This is a genomic window from Shewanella sp. YLB-07, from assembly GCF_009377275.1.
In genome coordinates this window covers 132,414-151,366 of sequence record NZ_VOQB01000008.1, presented here as the reverse complement: position 1 = coordinate 151,366, position 18,953 = coordinate 132,414, and the positions used below count along the sequence as shown (strand labels likewise).

The window sequence follows — 18,953 nt, the reverse complement described above, 5'->3', positions numbered from 1 at the left end:
TGTATCCCTTAAGTTTCATTGGTTTACATTTAATGGGGGGAATGTAAAATCGAATTCCTTTCGTAATGCCAAGTTGCTGCAGGGTGTCGATTCATGCTTAAAAATGTTGCGCTATTCGCTCTCTTGTTTATATCTATCGTTGCTCGTGTTGAGGCGGGTACGCTTCCTGATTGCGATAAACATGAAGTCTACACCGACAGCAATGGCGATATTATCCTCAGAATCCCACCGACATTTGTACTTATTGCCGGCGAAATAAATATCCCCCTGCTTATTACTCCTAAAAATGGGGTGTTTAAGTTAGTTGAGTCATCCAATTCATGGGCACTTATCCCGATGACTCAAAGTGAGTTTGATTCACTCTCTCCTACCCCTGCTAGCCATTTAGCGCTTGAATGCCATGACATTGATGGCGACGGGGTCGCGGATATATTTATCCGCGACAGCAGCAGTTATCGTGACAGTTTTATTATTACTAACCTGCAAGGCACGGCCAATGTGGATGCGTACAGTGATGCGCGTAATGGAATCGACCTGTCACAAGGGGCGCAGCTCACCATTGTTGACGTTAACGGCGATGGTATCAACGATATTGTCTCCGGTGATACCACCTACTTAGGCTCACGTTCCGGCAAGCTGATTGATACCTCTCCCGCTCCAGAGTTTACTCATCCGGGGAATGTCATTGGCCTCTCTGCCGGTGAATTTAAAGTAACCGAGGCGGGGGCCGCCACGTACAATATTCCTCTTAGTTTACCGCCAGGAACTTCTGGTGTTGTGCCACAAGTCGGGCTGGCTTATAGCAGTCAGAGTGGCGATGGCATTTTAGGGGTTGGCTGGAGTATTTCTGGCCTGCCTGCCATTAGCCGCTGCCCTAAAAACCTCGCGATTGATGGGGTGCTTGATGGCATAAACTTTGACTCGGGCGATAGCTACTGCCTCAACGGTCAAAGACTGATGTTAAATGCCAACAGCACTGATGAGTATCACACTGAAATTGATAATTTTAGTGTGATTAAAGCCTACAGTGGTCGCTCTGGTCCTGAATACTTTACCGTTACGACTCAAGCTAACGAAGTCCACTATTATGGTAAAGCCCCTGTTATCTCCCCTGCTACTGATGCTTATATCGAGCGAGGTGGCTTTCCGGCTGGCTCAGAGGCCTCTGCGTGGGTGTTAAAAGCCATTGTCGACCATAAAGGCAACTACATTCGTTATGATTATGAGAAGGACACCGCGGCAGGAAGCCATCTACTCACCAATATAGCCTATGGCGGCAACTTAACCCACGCCCAACCCGCTTACAATAACGTTGAATTTCGATATATCGATGCAGCGAGTCCTTGGCAGGGGTTTGCTCATGGCGGCGTCGTCTCTCGCAATAAGCAGTTGGACCAAATCATGGTCAAGCAAGACGCTGACATATTCAGAAACTATCAGCTGATTTGGTCGAGAACCATTATTCCAGAAGAGCGTGATTACGTCATTGGTATTCAGGAGTGTTTCGATACCAATGCGAATAACTGCTTACCCGCAACCACCTTTGAGTTTGAGCAACCCAGCAGAAAGCCGTCAGCCGCAACGCTATACGAACCGTTTGAAACAACCACTACCGACATTATTCCCAGTAACTCAAATCGAATGTTTGCTCAGGTGGCCGATTTTAATGGTAATGGCTACGCTGACATGCTGGTGCCTAATGGCAGTGGCTGGGCTATCTATACCAGCGAGTGGCAAATACAATCAGGTGGGGTGGATACTGGTAGTGATGTTAAGTGGAAAAATGGCTATTTGAGTCAGCACCCCCTTGAAAGAACGATTAAGCGCAGCGTGGTGTCAGATAAGTACGAAACGGTTGCCGACTCAAAAGTCGGCGAAAAAGGGTACGCCCAAGTCATCGATTTTAATGGGGACGGAAAAAATGACCTGCTCATTCCCTTTGCATCGGGTGATTGGCATGTTATTACCCTGGACCCCGGCACAAGAGAAATACTGGAGTGTGAGCCAGATGGCCGCGGTGGGCAGTTTTGTGTCAATACTGATGTCAGTTACGACTTTACCTATAAATCACTCAACATCTCTTCATCGGCGTATAAGGACACTATTGTTGCCGACGTCAACGGCGATGGGCTTCACGATATCGTGTTTAAACAGGGAAAAGACTTATTTTACTATCAAAATCTGGGCGGCAGCTTCTCAGCGGCTAAATCCATTAACGTTGTTTATGGTGATTTCTATTATGAGCTAAACAAGCCTGAAAATGGGGTCTCTGTTTCAACCTCATCGCTTGATTTCATTAACGCTTCCATGATGGATGTGAATGGCAACGGGCTCAGCGATATCATCATGAAGCATGAGTACAGGTGGACGCAAAGCTGCCTTGACCCAAAAATGCTCGGCACTCGCTCGACTTGCGTACCGACAACCAGCTCATCAAGTCAAAATGGGGTGTATATTGCGTCAATGATTGATGGTGTTATCACCTACACCTATAGCAATACGGTCGATGCGGCTTCTGACTTACTTCGCACCGGTGACTTCAATGGTGACGGTCTGACCGATATTGCGGTTCGCAGTAGCTGGGGCTGGCGATATTACCTCTCTAAAGGCGATGGCACGTTTACTGATTGGCAGGCCCTGTCGGTGCTGGAGGCCGCCGATGCCGATATCGCCAACCGCCATATATTTATCGATATTAATGGCAATGGTCGCACCGACATATTAGAGGCAACCAGCTCTAATATGTACAATATCTATCTATCAGTGCCGAGCACCACAAAGGGTGGTGTGGACTTTGTTAATCGCGGCTCAATGAGTATTGGCAGCGATAGTAAGGCGACAGTTCGCCTGGCCGATATCAATGGTGATGGCAAGGTGGATCTGCTCAGTGCGTCCTCTGATTCTGGGCACTGGAAGCTACAGCAAGCCGCTCGCTCCTACATCAAGGACCATGTTGTCACCAAAATCACTAACGGTTTTGGGGTTGAGACTGATATCGCTTACGCCACGCTCAATAGCGGCATCCCATTAATCAACATCGACTCAAGCCAAAAGCCGGATAGCACTGACTATATTACGCCGTTCGCTGGCATCTTCGTGGTAACAGAGGCGGCGACTCAATCCAGTAGTAGTGAGTCGGCGTTACTGCAATACCGCTATGGCGGATTTTTAGCCCATAAAAAAGGCCGGGGTTATCTGGGGTTTGAAACCGTGCAAACCACCGACCCGCAATCAGGGGTGGTGACTACAACCAAGTACAATCAGCTGTTTCCGCTGACGGGGATGCCTATTGGCACGACGCGTGAGTATCAGGGGGTGTTACTCAGTACTGCAGATAACACTTACACGCAAGCGACCAGTGCCAATGGGGGGAGGCGGGTTTACCTGAAGACCTCCCGTGAGGAAAGTTACAATCTGGACTTATCATCTAACGGCGTAACGCCGACGGCTCACCAGAAGGTCAGCGAGACGTTGACCACCAACGGCTATGACAACTGGAATAACTTACTCTCCAGTACCGTTGACATCAAAGACGCCGCTGGCTCACTGGTGCATCGCACGACAACAAGCAACCAATTTAGCGATGGGGCTTACAACACATTAACTCCAGCGGCATTGTCCTTATCCCTGTCCCACAGTCAGGTGGCGAGCCAGACCGGCGCGAATCCAGATGCACAACAGTTTGGCCGCCTCTCTCAAACCAGTGTCACTAAAACGCGCTATAAAAACACCGCCTCTGGCAGCGCCGAATCTCAGAGCCGGCTGAGTAAATTTAGCTATTACGGCAATGGTATGCTGCGTGAATCACTGGTGAATGGATTCACCACCGCCTTGTTTTATGACAGGTTCGGAAACCGAGTCGCAGAGCAAGCCTACGCAAAAGTGGATGCAAGTAATTATCAGAAGCGAGGGCAGTATTGGTTCTATGACAGCCGAGGCCAATACCTGGCCAGCCAGATGAACCAAAGCGGTGAAACAGAAAGCTATCTTTATAACGGCAGTGCTGGCAGCGCTGCGACCAAGGGTCTGATTTACAGCAAAACGACTACAGGGCCGAATAAGCTGGCCTCAACCAGCCACTTTGATGTTCAGGGTCAAGTAATACGCCAAATTCTGGCCGATGGTAACCAGACCGAGGTTAGCCGTACTTTGTGTAGCGGTTGTGGCAGTAATTTCATCACCGAGACGACCGACAGCTCCAATAAGCCACAAACTCAGACCTATTTAGATAGGTTTGCCCGGGAGCGCGAAAAGCGAGTCAGGGGCTTTAATGGCAATTGGATTGTTGCTGCGACAACCTATGACAAGCTTGGGCAGGCCACTCACCAATCTGTACCCAACTATGGCTCTGCTTCTGCGGTGACGACGCAACAGGACTTTGATGCATTAGGTCGAGTCTATCAGCAAAGTCAGCCGACCGAATCCTCGAGCGTGTGGGTAACAAGTAAAATCAACGGTTTAGTGACCACCTCAACAGATGAAAACGGTTTAGTTTATAAAGATACGCACAGTGCGGATGGTAAGCTACTGACTCGCACCGACCCCAAACTTCAAACGATTAACTATTATTACGACGCGTATGGCAACAGCGGAAAAGTGACCACTCGCGCCAAAAACCAAACTGACAGCTGGCAAAGCCAGTCAATTAGCATCAACTACGATAACTACGGGCGTAAACTCGCCACCGATGACCCAGATAAGGGCCGTTGGAGTTATGACTACAACGACTTTGGCGAATTGATAAAGCAAACGGATGCAAAGGGTCAGGCAACGACCATGGGCTTTGATGTCATGGGGCGCATGACATGGCGCAAAGATAATACGAACCTTGCATGCTGGGGCTATGGCAGTAGCGCAAATAAACATAACGTGGGCAAGCCTACCTGGGTTAAACAGTGGGCTAGGCAGAGTAGTTGCAATACGTCAGCGGCAGTTCAGAGCAGCGAGAATTACTCGTATGATTCATTTGGTCGTCCAGAGCAAACTGATTTTGTCATCGATGGCAATAGCTACAATACCCGCAGTGAATATAATGACAAGGGTCAACTGAGTCGCCAGTATTACCCCTCAAACAATGGCGCCTTCTACGTTGACTTTCATTATAACGCTGACCATTTCCTCTACCTGCAAACCGATAGCAGTAACCGTAACCTACGCAGAATCACTGCCATGGATGCGCTAGGTAACATCACCAGTCAAACCTTTGGTAACGGCACCAGTGAGGCGCGCGGGTTTAGCAGTCGCACCGGGCGCATCAGCACCGTCGAGCTTAAAAAAGGCAGTCGACAAATCCATCAGCTTAGCTATGGGGATTTTGATGGCAAGGGTAACGTCATGTTCCGCGCCCATAACTATTACAACGGCGCAGGAGTGCTGTCTTTAGCCTTCAGTGAAGACTTTACTTACGACACGCTAAACAGACTAGAGACACGCAGTTTAAGTGTCGGCTCAGGCAGCTTGACCGACTACAGTTACGATGAGCAATACCAATACGATGGCTTTGGTAATATCAAGAGTCGCAAGGGTTACTCTGGGGGCAGTTATTCCGTTAATCTTGCCAGTTATCAATACCTGCAAACTACCAGCGTTAATCGGTTAAACAGTGCATCAGTGGACGGGAATCGCTATAGCCAGTTTACTTACGACAATAATGGGAATACCACCGCAGACGGCAACCGCACCTTTACTTACAATGCCTTCGATAAGGCGAGCCGTATTCAGTCAGGCGCACAGTACACCGATTATCGCTATAACCATAATCGAGCAGTGTTGAGCCGTAATGACTACCGACAGGACGAGGGTGAATGGAAGACATTTTCAACGGATTATGTGGGTAAGCTTTACCAGCAGGAGCGTCGCTACAAAGGTGATACCCTTGAAAACACCCGCCATAAATACATGGTCGGCAACATCATGGTGGTGCGAAATCAAAACAGCACGCTTGGCAACAGTGAAGAGGTTCAGTATCAGCATAGCGACCATCAAGGCTCAATTATCAGCATCACTAACCAGGCCGGTGACGTATTAGAGCAGTATTTTTATACCGCCTTTGGTAAGCCGATGAAATTGGCGGGCGATAGCATTGTGCAAAGCGTTATCCCGATGGAGCGAGGCTATACCGGTCATGAGATGCTGCCAGGCTTAGATATTATTCAGATGGGCGGGCGGATTTATGACCCTACCCTTGCCCGCTTCCTGCAGGCAGACCCCAACATCCAGGCGCCAGCCAACCTGCAAAACTATAACCGTTATAGCTACGTGCTCAATAATCCATTGACCTATACTGACCCCAGTGGCTACTTCTTCAAAAAAATATTTGGGTTCATTAAGGATAATTGGCGAGTCATTGCCGCCGCAGTGGTGACGTATTTCACTGCCGGAGTAGCGTCTGGCTGGGCGGCGTCCTGGGGCTTTACGGGGGCAGTTAGCAATGCCATCGTTGCTGGGGCCATAGTCGGCGCTGCAGGGGGCTATGTGGCCACGGGGTCATTGCGCGGGGCCATGATGGGGGCGCTCTCCGGGGCGGTATTTGGCGCCATTGGCGGGCAAATTAATGCCGATGCGTTGAGTGGGGGAACCTGGTCAACTGGTGAGCAAATGTTTGCACACGCGATGGCCGGCGGCGTCATGTCAGAGTTACAAGGGGGTAAGTTTGGCAATGGATTTATCACTGCCGGTATAATGAAAGGCGTTGGAAAAATACAGACCGGAGTTGAGTTTGGCAGAACCATGATACAGTCACTGGTCGGTGGCACACTGTCCAAATTAACTGGCGGTAAGTTTGCCAACGGAGCCATCACTTCGGTCATTCAGTATGTAGTTAATGAAGTGTCTAACGCCTTAGGCTTAAGTAAACCCAAGGCAGGAGCTCGCTACAAAGATACAGAGTGGCGCAAAACTGGTCGATATAGAACTAAGAAATTGTTTGAAGTTAACAATGAGCATAAACTTACTAATTTACTACTGGGGATGGGTAAAAATCATATAGTTGGTCAAATAGCAGATAGCAATATGAAATTCGCTTCTATTGTCTTGGACAAAATACCCACAATAGACTTGTTTGAAAATACAAGTTTTTCTGGCTATCAACGTGAATACCAATTATTCGAAGTTGAGTTTACTCAGTTAGAGAGTGGCAGGCATTATTGGAGCCAAGTGCCTACAGAATCGATAATGTGGATAAGTGATGAAGTTTTACCAATAATAACGCATACAGAGACTAAGTACTGTATTGGAGGGTATACATGTCCAACATACTCAAATTAAAAAAAATTAAAGTGATCTTGCTTTCTAGCTTTTTACTTATAATGTTGTATTTTTTGATTCTATTTTTAAGTGGAAACTTATCTAAAGTTATTATTGATTTAGAGGTTTTTGAGGATCCTACAAAAGTTGTGTTGGCTTTGGAGGATAGTCGTAATATAGAACCGTCAATCTCTGATTTCATTAACAAAAATGGAGATGTGGAATACATTGACCCTAGAGACATCGAAAAAATCAGAACTATTGAACAAAGTCAGCTTGAAAAATCAATAGAACGCTTTCGGCAAGAGCAGTCCCGACGGGATGATATCAGTTTGCTGTGGAGTGTTCATGGGCTGCTTTTGATCGTTTTGATCTTTTTTGTATTTATTGGGGAACCTGATGAGGAAGAGTTTAAATCAAAGGCATTATTTCTATTATCGTTTATGGCATTGAATCTACTGCTTGCAAATCTTATGCTTATCACAACCATGACAATTGTAGCGCTAGCCGGGCTTATTTTTAGAAAGTATTACCCTTATCTTATGTTTATGAAATAGGTCTTTACGGCTTTGTTGCAATGCTAAATCATCAGGTCTTTTGATGAACTTAGGTAGTTCTGCACGTCCGGTTCTGTATGGAAGTGTAATTGATTTGTATGTATTTTAGCGGTGGCAATTCCCAACAGCCTGATTCGTCTCTCACTATATATAGTGAGAGACGGCATAAATGACTGTATTTATGCCGTTAAAATTTGGTGTTATAACACCTAACTTCTAAATTTTCCCCACTAATTTCAAGCATACTTTTGAGAGCTACGATATAACATACAAATCAATTACACTTCCAAGTTGAGGCCGTTGTATTGGCTCAGGGAGAAGCGTACAGCTTCCCGAGGCAACGGCTGTTTCTATTATGCCAGCCATATTTTTGATGGCTGAAGCCGCTCACACCCCAGCAGTTAAAAGCTGCTGCCCCTTAAGCGAGGATGAGGCATGACATTACAGGATTGGTTAAATAAACAAGATGAAAGCGACTGCTATTGGTTAATTGCTCAAGCTGGGGAACAACCTGTGTCATGGCACCAGTGTTAGGTGCCGATGCGGCTCGCCAGTTTATTATTGCTTCAACAGGTCAAGACCCCGTTATACAATTAGCATTAAGTGTCGGCTCTACTGAAATCCAAGCCAATATGATAGCTGATGCAACAACCTATACAACTACCCTGTTGTCAGGTGCTACTGCGTGGAAAGGAATATTCAGTTTATCTGGTCAAAGCATAGGAGTTGGTACTGTAGGACTAGGGGCTATGGACGCATATACAATTCCATATTCAGTTGGACAATTGCCAAGTAATGGAAACGATTAAATGTATAAGGTACGTATATTACTAATCTTGTGGGTGGGTATGATTATTGGTGCCATCACGTCTGGAAGTGATGAGTATGACACTGATAAATATAAAGAATATAACGGTGTCGTGTTGGGTTCTCGATGTAAAAAGCCGCTTAAAAGACCGATGCAACTACAACTAAAACTAAAACTAAGTAATGGTGGTGTGGAACATTTTCTTGTTAATACCAATTGCGAATTAGGTAAGGGAAATGATTACTTAGGCAAAGATGCAATAGTACAGACTTATAATAAAAAGTCATTCGGCTTGACTATTAATGGTGAAGTTGTTGAAGGTTACAAGGAAAGTATAGCGATAACGTTGAATTCACCTTATCGAATGATATTTGTATTGCTGGCGATATTCATGTCTATGTATATAGCAATATGTGTGATTAGAGTGCGCCGGGGGGCAAGGCAGGGCTAACTGTAGATGCCTCAATTTTGATGCTGACTTGGCGACACGTGAATCTCCATGTCGAATGCGACTTTACACGGGGAGCCGCTAACGATGTTCAATTTGATCTAAACCGAATCTTGCTTTTGACAGTAGGTAGGGACTGGTCATTTCGAAGGGGAGGTGTGACTAACTAATTGTTATTTATCAGTGAAGTAAGTGGCGTAAGTTGTCATTTTTACCGCTTTTGTACGTAGGCACTTCAATCAGGTTACGGATGAGGAGATAGCGAAGATAGAACATATATTAAACACGAGAGTGAGCCTCGCTCGGATATTATTCACCTTATGACATATTTATGCAGCATTTGAACGCGGCTTAAGGTGTAAAGTGTTGAGTTTCATGTGGTGGAGGGGCTAAAGACTAAGACGTTAGCTACAACCTCATAATCAGGAAATATTTATGCTTCGAATATTATTTTTAACATTTTTTTTATTTTCAACATTCTCATACGGAGCTGCGGGTGACAGTGTAACAACGGGTAAGGATGTAATAAGCGAGCTAAAAATACAGCTATATCAAGGTAAAGCTCATTATTATTTTATGCCGTCAAAAGGCTATTGGGAAATAGAAGGGTGCGAAAAAACTAAATATGCTTATGTTGAAGAATCTGATTTTACTAAATCTATATTATCTGTTGGGTTAACCGCTCGGACAACGAAAACACCCGTTAAATTTATAGGTATCTGTGGGAGTGTTGAAGGGGATATGACATACATGCAAATCACTAATATTGTGATGTAGCTAACAAGGGCTCTGTTGCAAGTTCGCGTGCCAAAGTGACACAACGATGGTTCTGTCGCATCTTGAAGGTTCAGGAATAATCTTCACATAGAACTTGATAAGCAGGCGATACATAGGCCAACCCTCCAGCTGAGCCTGTAAATAATTTTGCATGGGCAGCTTCAGGTTCATTAGTGTTTTTTCCTCCTGCAGCTCCCGCATTAGCTTATATATCTTTATCTTTATCATCTGCGAGTACTTTAGCGGACGCATATATTAACTTTGAAGATTTAAGTGGCGTTAATAGTAACAATAGTGCTGCATTAGGTATGAGTTGGTCTACTTTTGCGACTCAGAAAATGTTACCTAATGCTCTACCTGCACCTCTGAGGCGTCCGGCGACGTGTGATTTTAGACTCTATTGCTACAACTACAAGTACTGCAGTATTTTTGAATGAAGGAAATAACTAGCAATGAATAATAAAAGTGAAAGAAACCTATATGGTGATATGGGAATGTTAGGTGGGCTGATTACTGCTTTACCTTGTTTCTTGATTGCTCTATTTACTAAAGGATGGTGGTTTGGGGTGTTGGGGATGGTTTTCTTTATATGGATGTTCCCTCTAAAAGAAGTTGTATTCTTGTCAAAAAGAAATTTAACCTTTGGCCTACTAACATTCCTTTTAGTTATTATGTCTATCTACTCTACGTATTCCTTTCTAGAATGGCGTGGTTTTGTTGGGTACTTGATGTATTGGTTTTTGTCATTTTTCTGGGGTGGAGCTTACTATTTCTTAACAACAAAATAAATGGCACCGTCAATCCTAAACTCTAATATTTCCCCATTGCTGCTGGTGTAGATTTCATATTTATCACAATCAGGAAGGAAGTGTGATCTCTCTTGAGATTGCACCAGGGCTACGGCCCAACTCTTTAGCGATACAACGTATCGATGTACTGTAAGCGTCCGAGCAAGTACATCTTCAACAAATGTCAATGACCCCTCATATTAACTCCTGGCTATTTACTAGGAGTTAATATGGCTCTGTTGCAAAGATCGTCGAATCAGCTAAGCTCCTCTTTTGTTTTAGGCCTGCTATCTCATGAGACTCTTTAAGTATCGACAATTTTCCCACGACATTATCATTTGGGCTGTACGTTGGTATTGTAAATATGGGATCGGTGTTTTTCAAGGTAAGTGTGGAACAGCGAGCTGGCTTTTGGCTCCGCGCAGCGGCTTAGTTCAACCTTTGTATAGTGCGCATGCGCGTTCACCTCATTAGACCAGTTAAAGTACGCATAGCTAATCTACTGTATATAAGAGGTTAATGAACCTATTGCCTTAAGCGAGCACCACAACTTTTGCATTTTTTCACTTTGATTCCGGAGCCTAAATTTTGCTTACATTTAGGGCATTTCCAATAAATGGTTAAGAAAAGTAAATTCACAGTCATTCCAAAAATGAACATTAAATTCGCGTTTGACCGAGTTATACCAATAAAGCTTTCAGAACCTAAAATGAAGATAGTAGTCAATGGAAGCCACATTAGAACTGCAAATATTTTAACTAAGATCGAATTACGATTAACAATTTTAAATTGGCTCTTAATCTCAGGTTCTTTCATGGTTATCCTTGGGTATATAACGCTACCAACCGTGGGGTGGTTGGCGCGATTTGTTGTGACTTTGTTGCAAGAAACGCGACAGCTGACGGAGTCGGATTACTTGGCCTTGTTATGAGTTTATTCCAAAGTAAAACCAGCTAGCCACCACTACGGCAATCACGAGAAAATGCTTGAATTCCCTTAAGGGGCCCCCGTTGATAAAAACAGCAGCATCCCGCTTTTTTTCAATAATCTTAAGTTCAGCAATTAACATCTCAGATTGAAGTATTTTTCTTCGTGCCCAGTACTCATCTGCTGCAACAAGCAGAAGCAATATGAATGCAACTAAAGAAAATATAATGGACGAAATCTCAGTTTGCGACAGAACCGTAGCAGATCCAGTGTAACGACCTAATTTATAATGGTGTTCTATGAGTGTTATGCCATCAGCGCTTTTAACCCGCGAGACTTAATGATGTTCAGCAGAACGACTGCTGGTCCTGTTGGTTTTGAGACACCTCGCTCCCACCGTTGTACACTCACTGGTGAAATGTTCAATGTTTCCGCTAGAACAGCTTGGCTGATGTGATTTACAATCCTAAGGTTCTTGATTTCGTCAGCGGTTATGTCTTCATTGAAGATAAGGTTACTCTTATCGAACTCACGCAGAGTGATTTGGTCAACAAGCCTTTCATCAACCAACCCTTCAAGATCGTCGCGTAAAGAGTTAAGGATATCGCTCATATTTCACCTCGATTAATACTTTTGAATCTGACTTGATTTTACTTAGGTCAATGCCAAAGTAAGTCTGTGCCATGATTTTTAGTTCTTTTAGCTCTTTGTCAGAAATCTCTTTAGCAGACTTCTTAACAGTGTTCTTTTTGTACCCAACCATGAAGACAATACGTTCACCTTCCTTCATCGCTATAATGTTTCGGGTTGCTCCACTTTTACCCTGACCTTACGTTGCAATCCGCTTTTTGTAGACACCCCGCCCAATTCTGCTTCAAAAAGTCCATTTTCCATCTCTCGAACGACATCAACTAATTGAACATCAGAGATACCTTCACTGGCGGCAAACTTGTTAAAGCTCTTTGATTTAAATACTCGCATCATACCCACACTGTGATCAATATGATTATGGTCACATTGATTACACTTAACAAATATAGCATGGCAATGTCAGTTTGATTGCATAACGACATTATCTTTTTTAATGCACTGACTAAGATACCGTGCACGTTGATTCAGCCTAGCGCTCATAATTTAGGGCGTGATCATTCTCCGATGATTCATGCATAAGACCCTACAGGTGATCCACTGACGAGTCATTCAGGCATCAGCCCTCTACTCTACCCTAACGCTATCAACCTCGTGTAGTCCCTCGTTCATCAAGGACCGCTGACATGACGCCGGTGGTGAAATACAGCTGCTTATGTACCATAAGTACATCCGCTAAAATTGCATTACACATATCCTTTTTACTCTCAGTTTCGAGGTGAAGAAACAGTCCATTTAACAGGTCGACTTTCTGGTACAGCATAAATTCATTAGTCATTATTCTCATCCATCGTTGGCACACTAAGACAGTGCCTCTGCCATTATTCACACATTAGCAAACAGGAACAGATAAAATGGATACTGTCATTCATCTACTCAGTAAATGATTGAGTCGATACACTAGTCCCCTCCCAGGAATTAAAAATAGTCAAATTCACTCTCTTCTTTATCAAGCAGGCGCTCGAACTGAAGCTGACCGTCACTTACCCACCACATTCGACCTGAATCGGTAAAAATTCTTAACCCCATGGCAAGCTGCTCAAGCGTATCGTGTTCGGTTACACCATGAGACGCGAGATACCGCAACACCTCCTCAGAGAATTTGGCCTGTTGGCTTCCCCAAACGACATCTGTACAGTTATTCCCACAAGTCCAAGTATCGCCGCTGCCGCGACTCTTAACGCCAGAGCTAAGCCCAACAGAGTAAACTTGCCGCCATTTGGGGATGGGCGCCCTATCCTGTTTTTTCTCGATGGAAGCATTGTGTTTAAAGATAAACGCCCGCGCTATTTTGAGCTGTTTGTAGTCCAGCTTTTCATCATCACTCATGGGCCTGATGGTCCACTTATCTCCCCGAGTGATCACCGATCTGACACCAATCTTTCCATCTGCTTTTGTCGCCAGGGCGCGCAGCCCAAACACCCGCTTGGTCATCTCACCAAATTCGTTGCCACATTGAGTTTCTTCATAGTCGAGTTTAATAGGGTTAACTGCTAAAGCTGCTTCAAACGCCTTCCAGTTTGAACTATCAGCGGCGGCGCGAGCAGGTTCAATCTCTGCCGGCTGCGGGCACGCTTTCAGCCTTCTTAGCTCACGCCATACCTGGACTGATGACGATCCAAAAAATTGAAACTGACGTAAACGGTAACGACTGGCCCAGGCTGCAGCATTAGTTGCAGCGTCATGGGCTGACAAACCCGATTCAAAATCGAGTTCCCCTTGCATGTGTTCACCTTTAATGTTTTTCGACAGGTACTTAATGATGTAACCCACTGCTGAACCTTTAGCTTTGTCTACGGGCTCGATGACTAAACGGTGTTCTGCCGCCCCTTCTTCGTCACCATCAACTTCAAACGCGTACTTTTCCAACAACGCGTTAAGCACCTCGGCATGCTCCGGATGAACGAAGATCAGCATATGCCAATGCGGCGTACCATCTTTGTGTGGTTCAGTGACTCGTAGTCCCTGAATGTGGATATTGCGGTATGACAAAGCCGCCCGGATTTTTCGCCATTGTCCAGACAGATAAGCCTGAGTAAAACGGGCGCTTTCACCATTCCATTTATCAGAGTTGAAGTGATATTGACTCGGTGCAGTCAGGGTGATCATCAATCCGTTTTGGCCTTGTTCTTCGGCCACTTCCTCAAGCCCCCGCGCCCTGACGATCAATTCAGTAAACCGATTGGCAGGATTAGCGTTACCCGCCATGGCTGCATCAATCAGTGGCAAAACCACACCCGCTTCCGATTCAATCATGGTGCGCTCTAGCCAGTCAAGGCTACTCTTTTGCTGTTCACACCACTCATTAAAACTGTCACGACTCAGAAAAGGGCTGTCTTCACCGACCAGGCCTGCAGCAACATTCAGGTGCTCACAACACAGATCACGTAAGGTACGCAGTTGATTGAGCCACCATTTAGGACTGGTCATACGCAATATGGCGCACTCAGCCGCGGCGATAATATGATCACTTTTCACCGCGCAATAATAAGGCGGGATCACTTGCCACAGCTGACAAATAACAGCAGCTGCGTCATAAGCCTTTAAAAAAGCAATATCACCCTGGTTCTGGCTCCCTGCATCTCTCACTTCATCGAGTACGGTTAAGGCCAAACGATTAGCCACATCTTTGAGACGTTGACTATTGCGGTATTTGATTAACGCAAAGCCGCCGTAGTGAGTTGTTTTTCTGCCGTTGCTTGCATTCACGTGTTTTGAGGTGGTACTGAGAAAACTACCGACATTGTGGAATGGGTATTTCAGCCAGACTTGGTTGATAAAGTCAGTGGTCTTTCTCAAATAGATATTAGCGTTTCGCAGTCGTCGCGTAGTACTAATAGAGCTGTCTTTGGGGGTCAAGCGGCGCTGATATTCAGCACTGATCTTAATCCGGATTTTATTCGGCAGATGGCTCAAGCGGGCATTGGCAAAACGGCGGTTACTATTGAGCACCGCATGATTGGGCGAAACCTCATCGAGTAAGGCATTGACCTCGAAAAGTGCCTGATGCGCATTGGCATTCTTTGGCCGTTCAACCGTTTGATAGCCGTCGATAAAGTGGCGTTCCTGGTGATCTTCTGCAGTGAGTACGCTGATTGGTTGAACAGGCAAGGTGTGTGGCTTGAATAGGCACCTTCCCCCTTTAGGCGGGGCTTTGACGAATCCAGAAAAAAGCGCCGAGGGTAACGCCCTGGACTGCGGTGATACAATTGGGGAATACATTACATTCCCTCGATCCCATGCACTACGTTGGCTTTAACTAGTGTGCGGCGGATCCCTTTAGCAAAATTAACCAAGCCATGGCCCATCGCCTGCCAGTACAGACAGTTCAACGCACCTGAATGTTTGGCAATAGACGAGGTGCTAGCGTCAGCGAGCGAATGTGAGTTTTCAAGATAACGCCTGATCTCACTCCTTAAATCGCACTTTTCAGCGCGATAGTGGTTAAGCAGGTGATGACAAACGGCAGTGTTCATCGCTTCACTCTGATAACGGCAAACTGCAACGCGTTTACCCACTTCGATTAGATGACTCATGCCACCTCCTCGCTTCATATGCTTCCAGTAATGTCTTCATATGGTCAACGACTGCACCACTCAATTTCCAAAGGTTGATGTCATCCTCAAGACACCAAAGTGCAGCGCTATTAATGCCTACCGCCTGATTAAACGCAGACTCGACATTGGGAAGCACACCTAAATCAAGATTAATCACATGATCCACATAGACATGAGCTAATATTCTCCGCATCGCTAAATGCTTCGGATTGGCTAAATCAAACTTCCCAACTTGAGCGACGGCTTTGGCTAATGCATTCATTTAAGTCACCACTTGATTAACGTGAATGTGATTACGAATGCCAATAAGGCGAATTCGGAGTGCCTTAGTGACATCCAGCTCAAGGCTTTCGGAGATGGCATGCAATGATTCGATAACCGATTCGGCAACAGCAGGCTCAACCGGATAATTAGGATTAGATAACGCGGCAATCACTTTATTCGCTTCATTGCGAAAAGCTTCATCAATTGTTAAACTCAATTTTGTCGTTTCCATATCTGTTATTCCTCAATGTTTAATTGAAATGAGCCGACACGGCCACATCCGCTGCGAACGGAAGTGGCTTTTTAATGCCTGTCTTTTGCTTCTTGAATTAACGATTTAGCTGTGGACAATCTCATCCCTTTTGGCTTGTGGTCGAAACGGTCACGAGTCAACAGGGTTCTGCCGAAGCGATCGCTGATATCACAGAGCGCGATAATCGATTGACGGATCTGTTCACGCTCGGCAATCGTCATACTGTCTAGTGGGGTATTGATATGAGTACTTGGCTTAAGTTTGGCACCATAGAGGATCATGGCTTTTTGCTGATCGGATAACTGGCAATAACGACTGGCGACACAACTACGATCTAAGAGTTCCCTTAAGCAATCAACACCATGGATGACCTGAGTTACCTCATTGCCTTTTGGCTCATCATTTTGTTTCAGTCCCTGATTAAGGTCCGTTGCTATTTGGGGTGCGATTTTTGACACCAATGGCTGTAATGTTTTCATAAAATCCCCGATCACATCAGCACTGTCATTGGCCCAGTTTGTACGGAATAGACCGCGACAGATAAAACAGGCATAACGTGAAGCTGCAGTTCAACGTCATGTGCGTAAAGTCCTCGTTCTGTAATTACTCAATCCGCACTCTTACTGCTTCATGGCACTGACAATCGCAGTGCCTTTACATCAAGTGAAATTGAGCTCATACAACAATCCATCCTGCATGCAGTGATTAAATGCGTTTATGCCCAGATAACGGATACAGCAGAGTGAGCAGCCACTTATCACGCTGTTTCTGGCTGAAAACCTGTCTTAACAAGATATGACTGCTCACCGGATTTTTTGTGTACGCTCAGATGGGGTAAACACAAACGTAAAAAACCTTTTACTCACCTTCATTTAAAGAGGTAACAACTCAAATGATGATGTTAGTTGGTTCTCAGGATAAACAGAGCTCAGAAGCTTCTTTCATTAAGGCCAACATATTGATATAAGGCCGTTCTTGCGGCTTACACTTAGGGCGAATAGGTAGGCGTCCTTCACGGACAAGATATCGAACATTGTCAACGGTAGTGCCCGTGCGGCGGGCATACTCTTCAAATGACAAGAATGGGGCGTCAATGTGTAGTGATAGATTACTCATTTGATGCTATCCTCAAATTATGTGTCTTTCTGTCATGTTGAGTAACAGAGAGTAAAATCAACTGGCGAAACTATGATTGATCAATTTTACATCAATAGCAACAATGAAAAGGTAAATGTTTATACTTTTATTAAAAAACCGCTAGCTACGAAAGGTGGAAAGGTGCTAGTTGACCGACTTTTGCACGTGTTTAATCTGAGGAATAAGATTGAGTTATCAGAGATAATTGGTGTATCCACTGGGTCTATTGCAACTTGGCAAACACGGTCAACCGTACCCTATGAGCTATTAATTCGAATTCACTTGGCCACAGGTATTTCAATAGCGTATTTACTCTTTGATAAAGCTGAAGTTGATCTAAATGTAATGCAATATTGTCAGGATCCGAACAAGACGGCTAATTTTGCTTCGATTAATCAAAACATCCACAGTTTTCACTACCCACTACATCAGCTGCTCCATTGTGACGGTGGCGTCCCCATCATAAACCGCTTACTGAAGGTGTTAGGAGTTGAGAGTAAAGCTGAATTAGCCAGGTTATGTTCAGTGAACATAGGCACATTGGCCACGTGGCAAACCCGCAAAACGACACCGCATGAGTTGCTTTGCCGAGTTCATCTCGCTACTGGCGTTTCTATGCATGATTTATGCTTCGGTTATGAGTGGGAAGATCGTAAGGCTCAAGAAAACGACGTTGAGCCTGTTGATAACACATGCTCATCTCAGGACTCGCTAACCGACGGTGTAACGGGTTGTGATAACACCTATGTGCTTGATAACGGCAAGCTGACGACCACAACCCACTATGTGGCCAATAATTTTTTCTGGTCGAACATTGGTATTTCTCCCGCATCAGATATCGTGATAATTAGTGACAACAAATCATATTTCATTGATAAAAAAGCCTTAACGGTAACGAAAGGACTGTACCTATTTTTGGTAAATGGTGTATTTCAACTCGGTGAGTTACGACAACTACCGGACGGTAACGTGTATTTTATTGATGGTGATGATAAATATGAGGTTAACCCTGAAACCACCGAAGTACATGGCAAGGTTGTTTCAGTATTAGCGCGTTATTAAGTCATTGATAAATGAACTGGAGCGCCATGAGCAATCACCCGTGACGCTTAGTGCACTTCGTCAGCAGTGAACGGGGCGGGAAAGATGGCAGTGAAAAAGACAAAAAAGCCCGAACATCTACGGACTAAAGATTTATTCTTGCAGGTAACAGCCAAGATAGCCAGTTACCTAGAGAAATAGCTCACTTCATTGTAAACTGAAACGCCTGCTGTGTGGTCGCGGCCCCTCCTCATGTCGCTGGAAGCAAAGCCTGCCATAGGCAGCTTCCAGCTTTCAATAACTTATCTAAAAGATATAACCATACTCCGACATAAAATATACCCACAGCCTGACAAATCGGAGCCATCACCAACATCCCACTATCATAATGAACACCTTCATTACAACTAAGACACAATCTCTCGCTAGCTCACTTTTGGACAGAAACGTTTTAGATCATTGAGTCGAAACAGCCTGACATTGATTAGAAAAAGTATCTTAAA

At 44.9% G+C, this 18,953-nt stretch carries 15 protein-coding genes and 1 pseudogene; 7 read left to right on the top strand and 9 right to left on the bottom strand.

Features of this window, described 5'->3' with window-relative positions; genetic code table 11:
• The first annotated feature begins 93 nt into the window (after positions 1–93).
• From FS373_RS18165 to FS373_RS18140, 6 genes are all read left to right on the top strand, one after another.
• Complete coding sequence (locus tag FS373_RS18165) at positions 94–7,266, top strand: toxin TcdB middle/N-terminal domain-containing protein (RefSeq protein WP_152830089.1); 7,173 nt, start codon at positions 94–96, stop codon at positions 7,264–7,266.
• Positions 7,245–7,802: a hypothetical protein gene (locus FS373_RS18160; protein ID WP_152830088.1), complete on the top strand. Its 558-nt coding sequence runs from the start codon at positions 7,245–7,247 to the stop codon at positions 7,800–7,802. Before FS373_RS18165 ends, FS373_RS18160 begins: the two co-directional genes overlap by 22 nt.
• Positions 7,803–8,320: 518 nt before the next feature.
• A complete protein-coding gene (locus FS373_RS18155; protein WP_152830087.1) occupies positions 8,321–8,611 on the top strand; it encodes a hypothetical protein in 291 nt (96 codons plus the stop codon).
• Positions 8,612–9,061, top strand: a complete 450-nt coding sequence (locus FS373_RS18150) for a hypothetical protein (protein WP_152830086.1) — start codon at positions 8,612–8,614, stop codon at positions 9,059–9,061.
• Between the two features lie 432 nt (positions 9,062–9,493).
• The gene (locus FS373_RS18145; protein WP_152830085.1) at positions 9,494–9,835 is read left to right on the top strand and encodes a hypothetical protein; all 342 of its coding nucleotides are present in this window, start codon (positions 9,494–9,496) and stop codon (positions 9,833–9,835) included.
• Positions 9,836–10,287: 452 nt separating this feature from the next.
• Positions 10,288–10,623 (top strand): hypothetical protein, encoded by a 336-nt coding sequence (locus tag FS373_RS18140; protein WP_152830084.1) that lies wholly within the window; start codon positions 10,288–10,290, stop codon positions 10,621–10,623.
• Between the two features lie 1,233 nt (positions 10,624–11,856).
• On the opposite strand, the gene FS373_RS18125 is transcribed toward FS373_RS18140, so the two are convergent.
• The 9 genes and pseudogenes from FS373_RS18125 to FS373_RS18080 form a co-directional block, all read right to left on the bottom strand.
• Positions 11,857–12,162 (bottom strand): helix-turn-helix domain-containing protein, encoded by a 306-nt coding sequence (locus FS373_RS18125; protein ID WP_144044792.1) that lies wholly within the window; start codon positions 12,160–12,162, stop codon positions 11,857–11,859.
• A pseudogene (locus FS373_RS32775) lies at positions 12,146–12,531 on the bottom strand (type II toxin-antitoxin system RelE/ParE family toxin). Before FS373_RS32775 ends, FS373_RS18125 begins: the two are co-directional and overlap by 17 nt.
• Positions 12,532–12,784: 253 nt before the next feature.
• Positions 12,785–12,976, bottom strand: a complete 192-nt coding sequence (locus FS373_RS18110; protein WP_144044789.1) for a hypothetical protein — start codon at positions 12,974–12,976, stop codon at positions 12,785–12,787.
• Positions 12,977–13,116: 140 nt separating this feature from the next.
• Positions 13,117–15,420, bottom strand: coding sequence for a replication endonuclease (locus FS373_RS18105; protein ID WP_152830081.1), 2,304 nt, complete (start codon positions 15,418–15,420; stop codon positions 13,117–13,119).
• On the bottom strand, positions 15,420–15,734 hold the full coding sequence (locus FS373_RS18100; protein WP_227992956.1) for a hypothetical protein: 315 nt from the start codon (positions 15,732–15,734) through the stop codon (positions 15,420–15,422). Before FS373_RS18100 ends, FS373_RS18105 begins: the two co-directional genes overlap by 1 nt.
• Positions 15,709–16,017 carry a hypothetical protein gene (locus tag FS373_RS18095; protein WP_152830080.1) on the bottom strand — a complete coding sequence of 103 codons (309 nt, stop codon included), beginning with the start codon at positions 16,015–16,017 and terminating at the stop codon, positions 15,709–15,711. The genes FS373_RS18100 and FS373_RS18095 overlap by 26 nt, the downstream gene beginning before the upstream one ends.
• Positions 16,018–16,251 (bottom strand): hypothetical protein, encoded by a 234-nt coding sequence (locus FS373_RS18090; RefSeq protein WP_152830079.1) that lies wholly within the window; start codon positions 16,249–16,251, stop codon positions 16,018–16,020.
• Positions 16,252–16,322: 71 nt separating this feature from the next.
• Positions 16,323–16,751, bottom strand: a complete 429-nt coding sequence (locus FS373_RS18085; protein ID WP_152830078.1) for a hypothetical protein — start codon at positions 16,749–16,751, stop codon at positions 16,323–16,325.
• 433 nt (positions 16,752–17,184) lie between these two features.
• Positions 17,185–17,388 (bottom strand): DNA-binding protein, encoded by a 204-nt coding sequence (locus FS373_RS18080; RefSeq protein WP_152830077.1) that lies wholly within the window; start codon positions 17,386–17,388, stop codon positions 17,185–17,187.
• A 72-nt stretch (positions 17,389–17,460) separates the two neighbouring features.
• Here FS373_RS18080 and FS373_RS18075 point away from each other — a divergent pair, with 72 nt between their 5' ends.
• Entirely contained in the window at positions 17,461–18,471 is a 1,011-nt protein-coding gene (locus FS373_RS18075; protein WP_152830076.1) for a helix-turn-helix domain-containing protein, read from the top strand.
• Positions 18,472–18,953 lie beyond the last annotated feature (482 nt).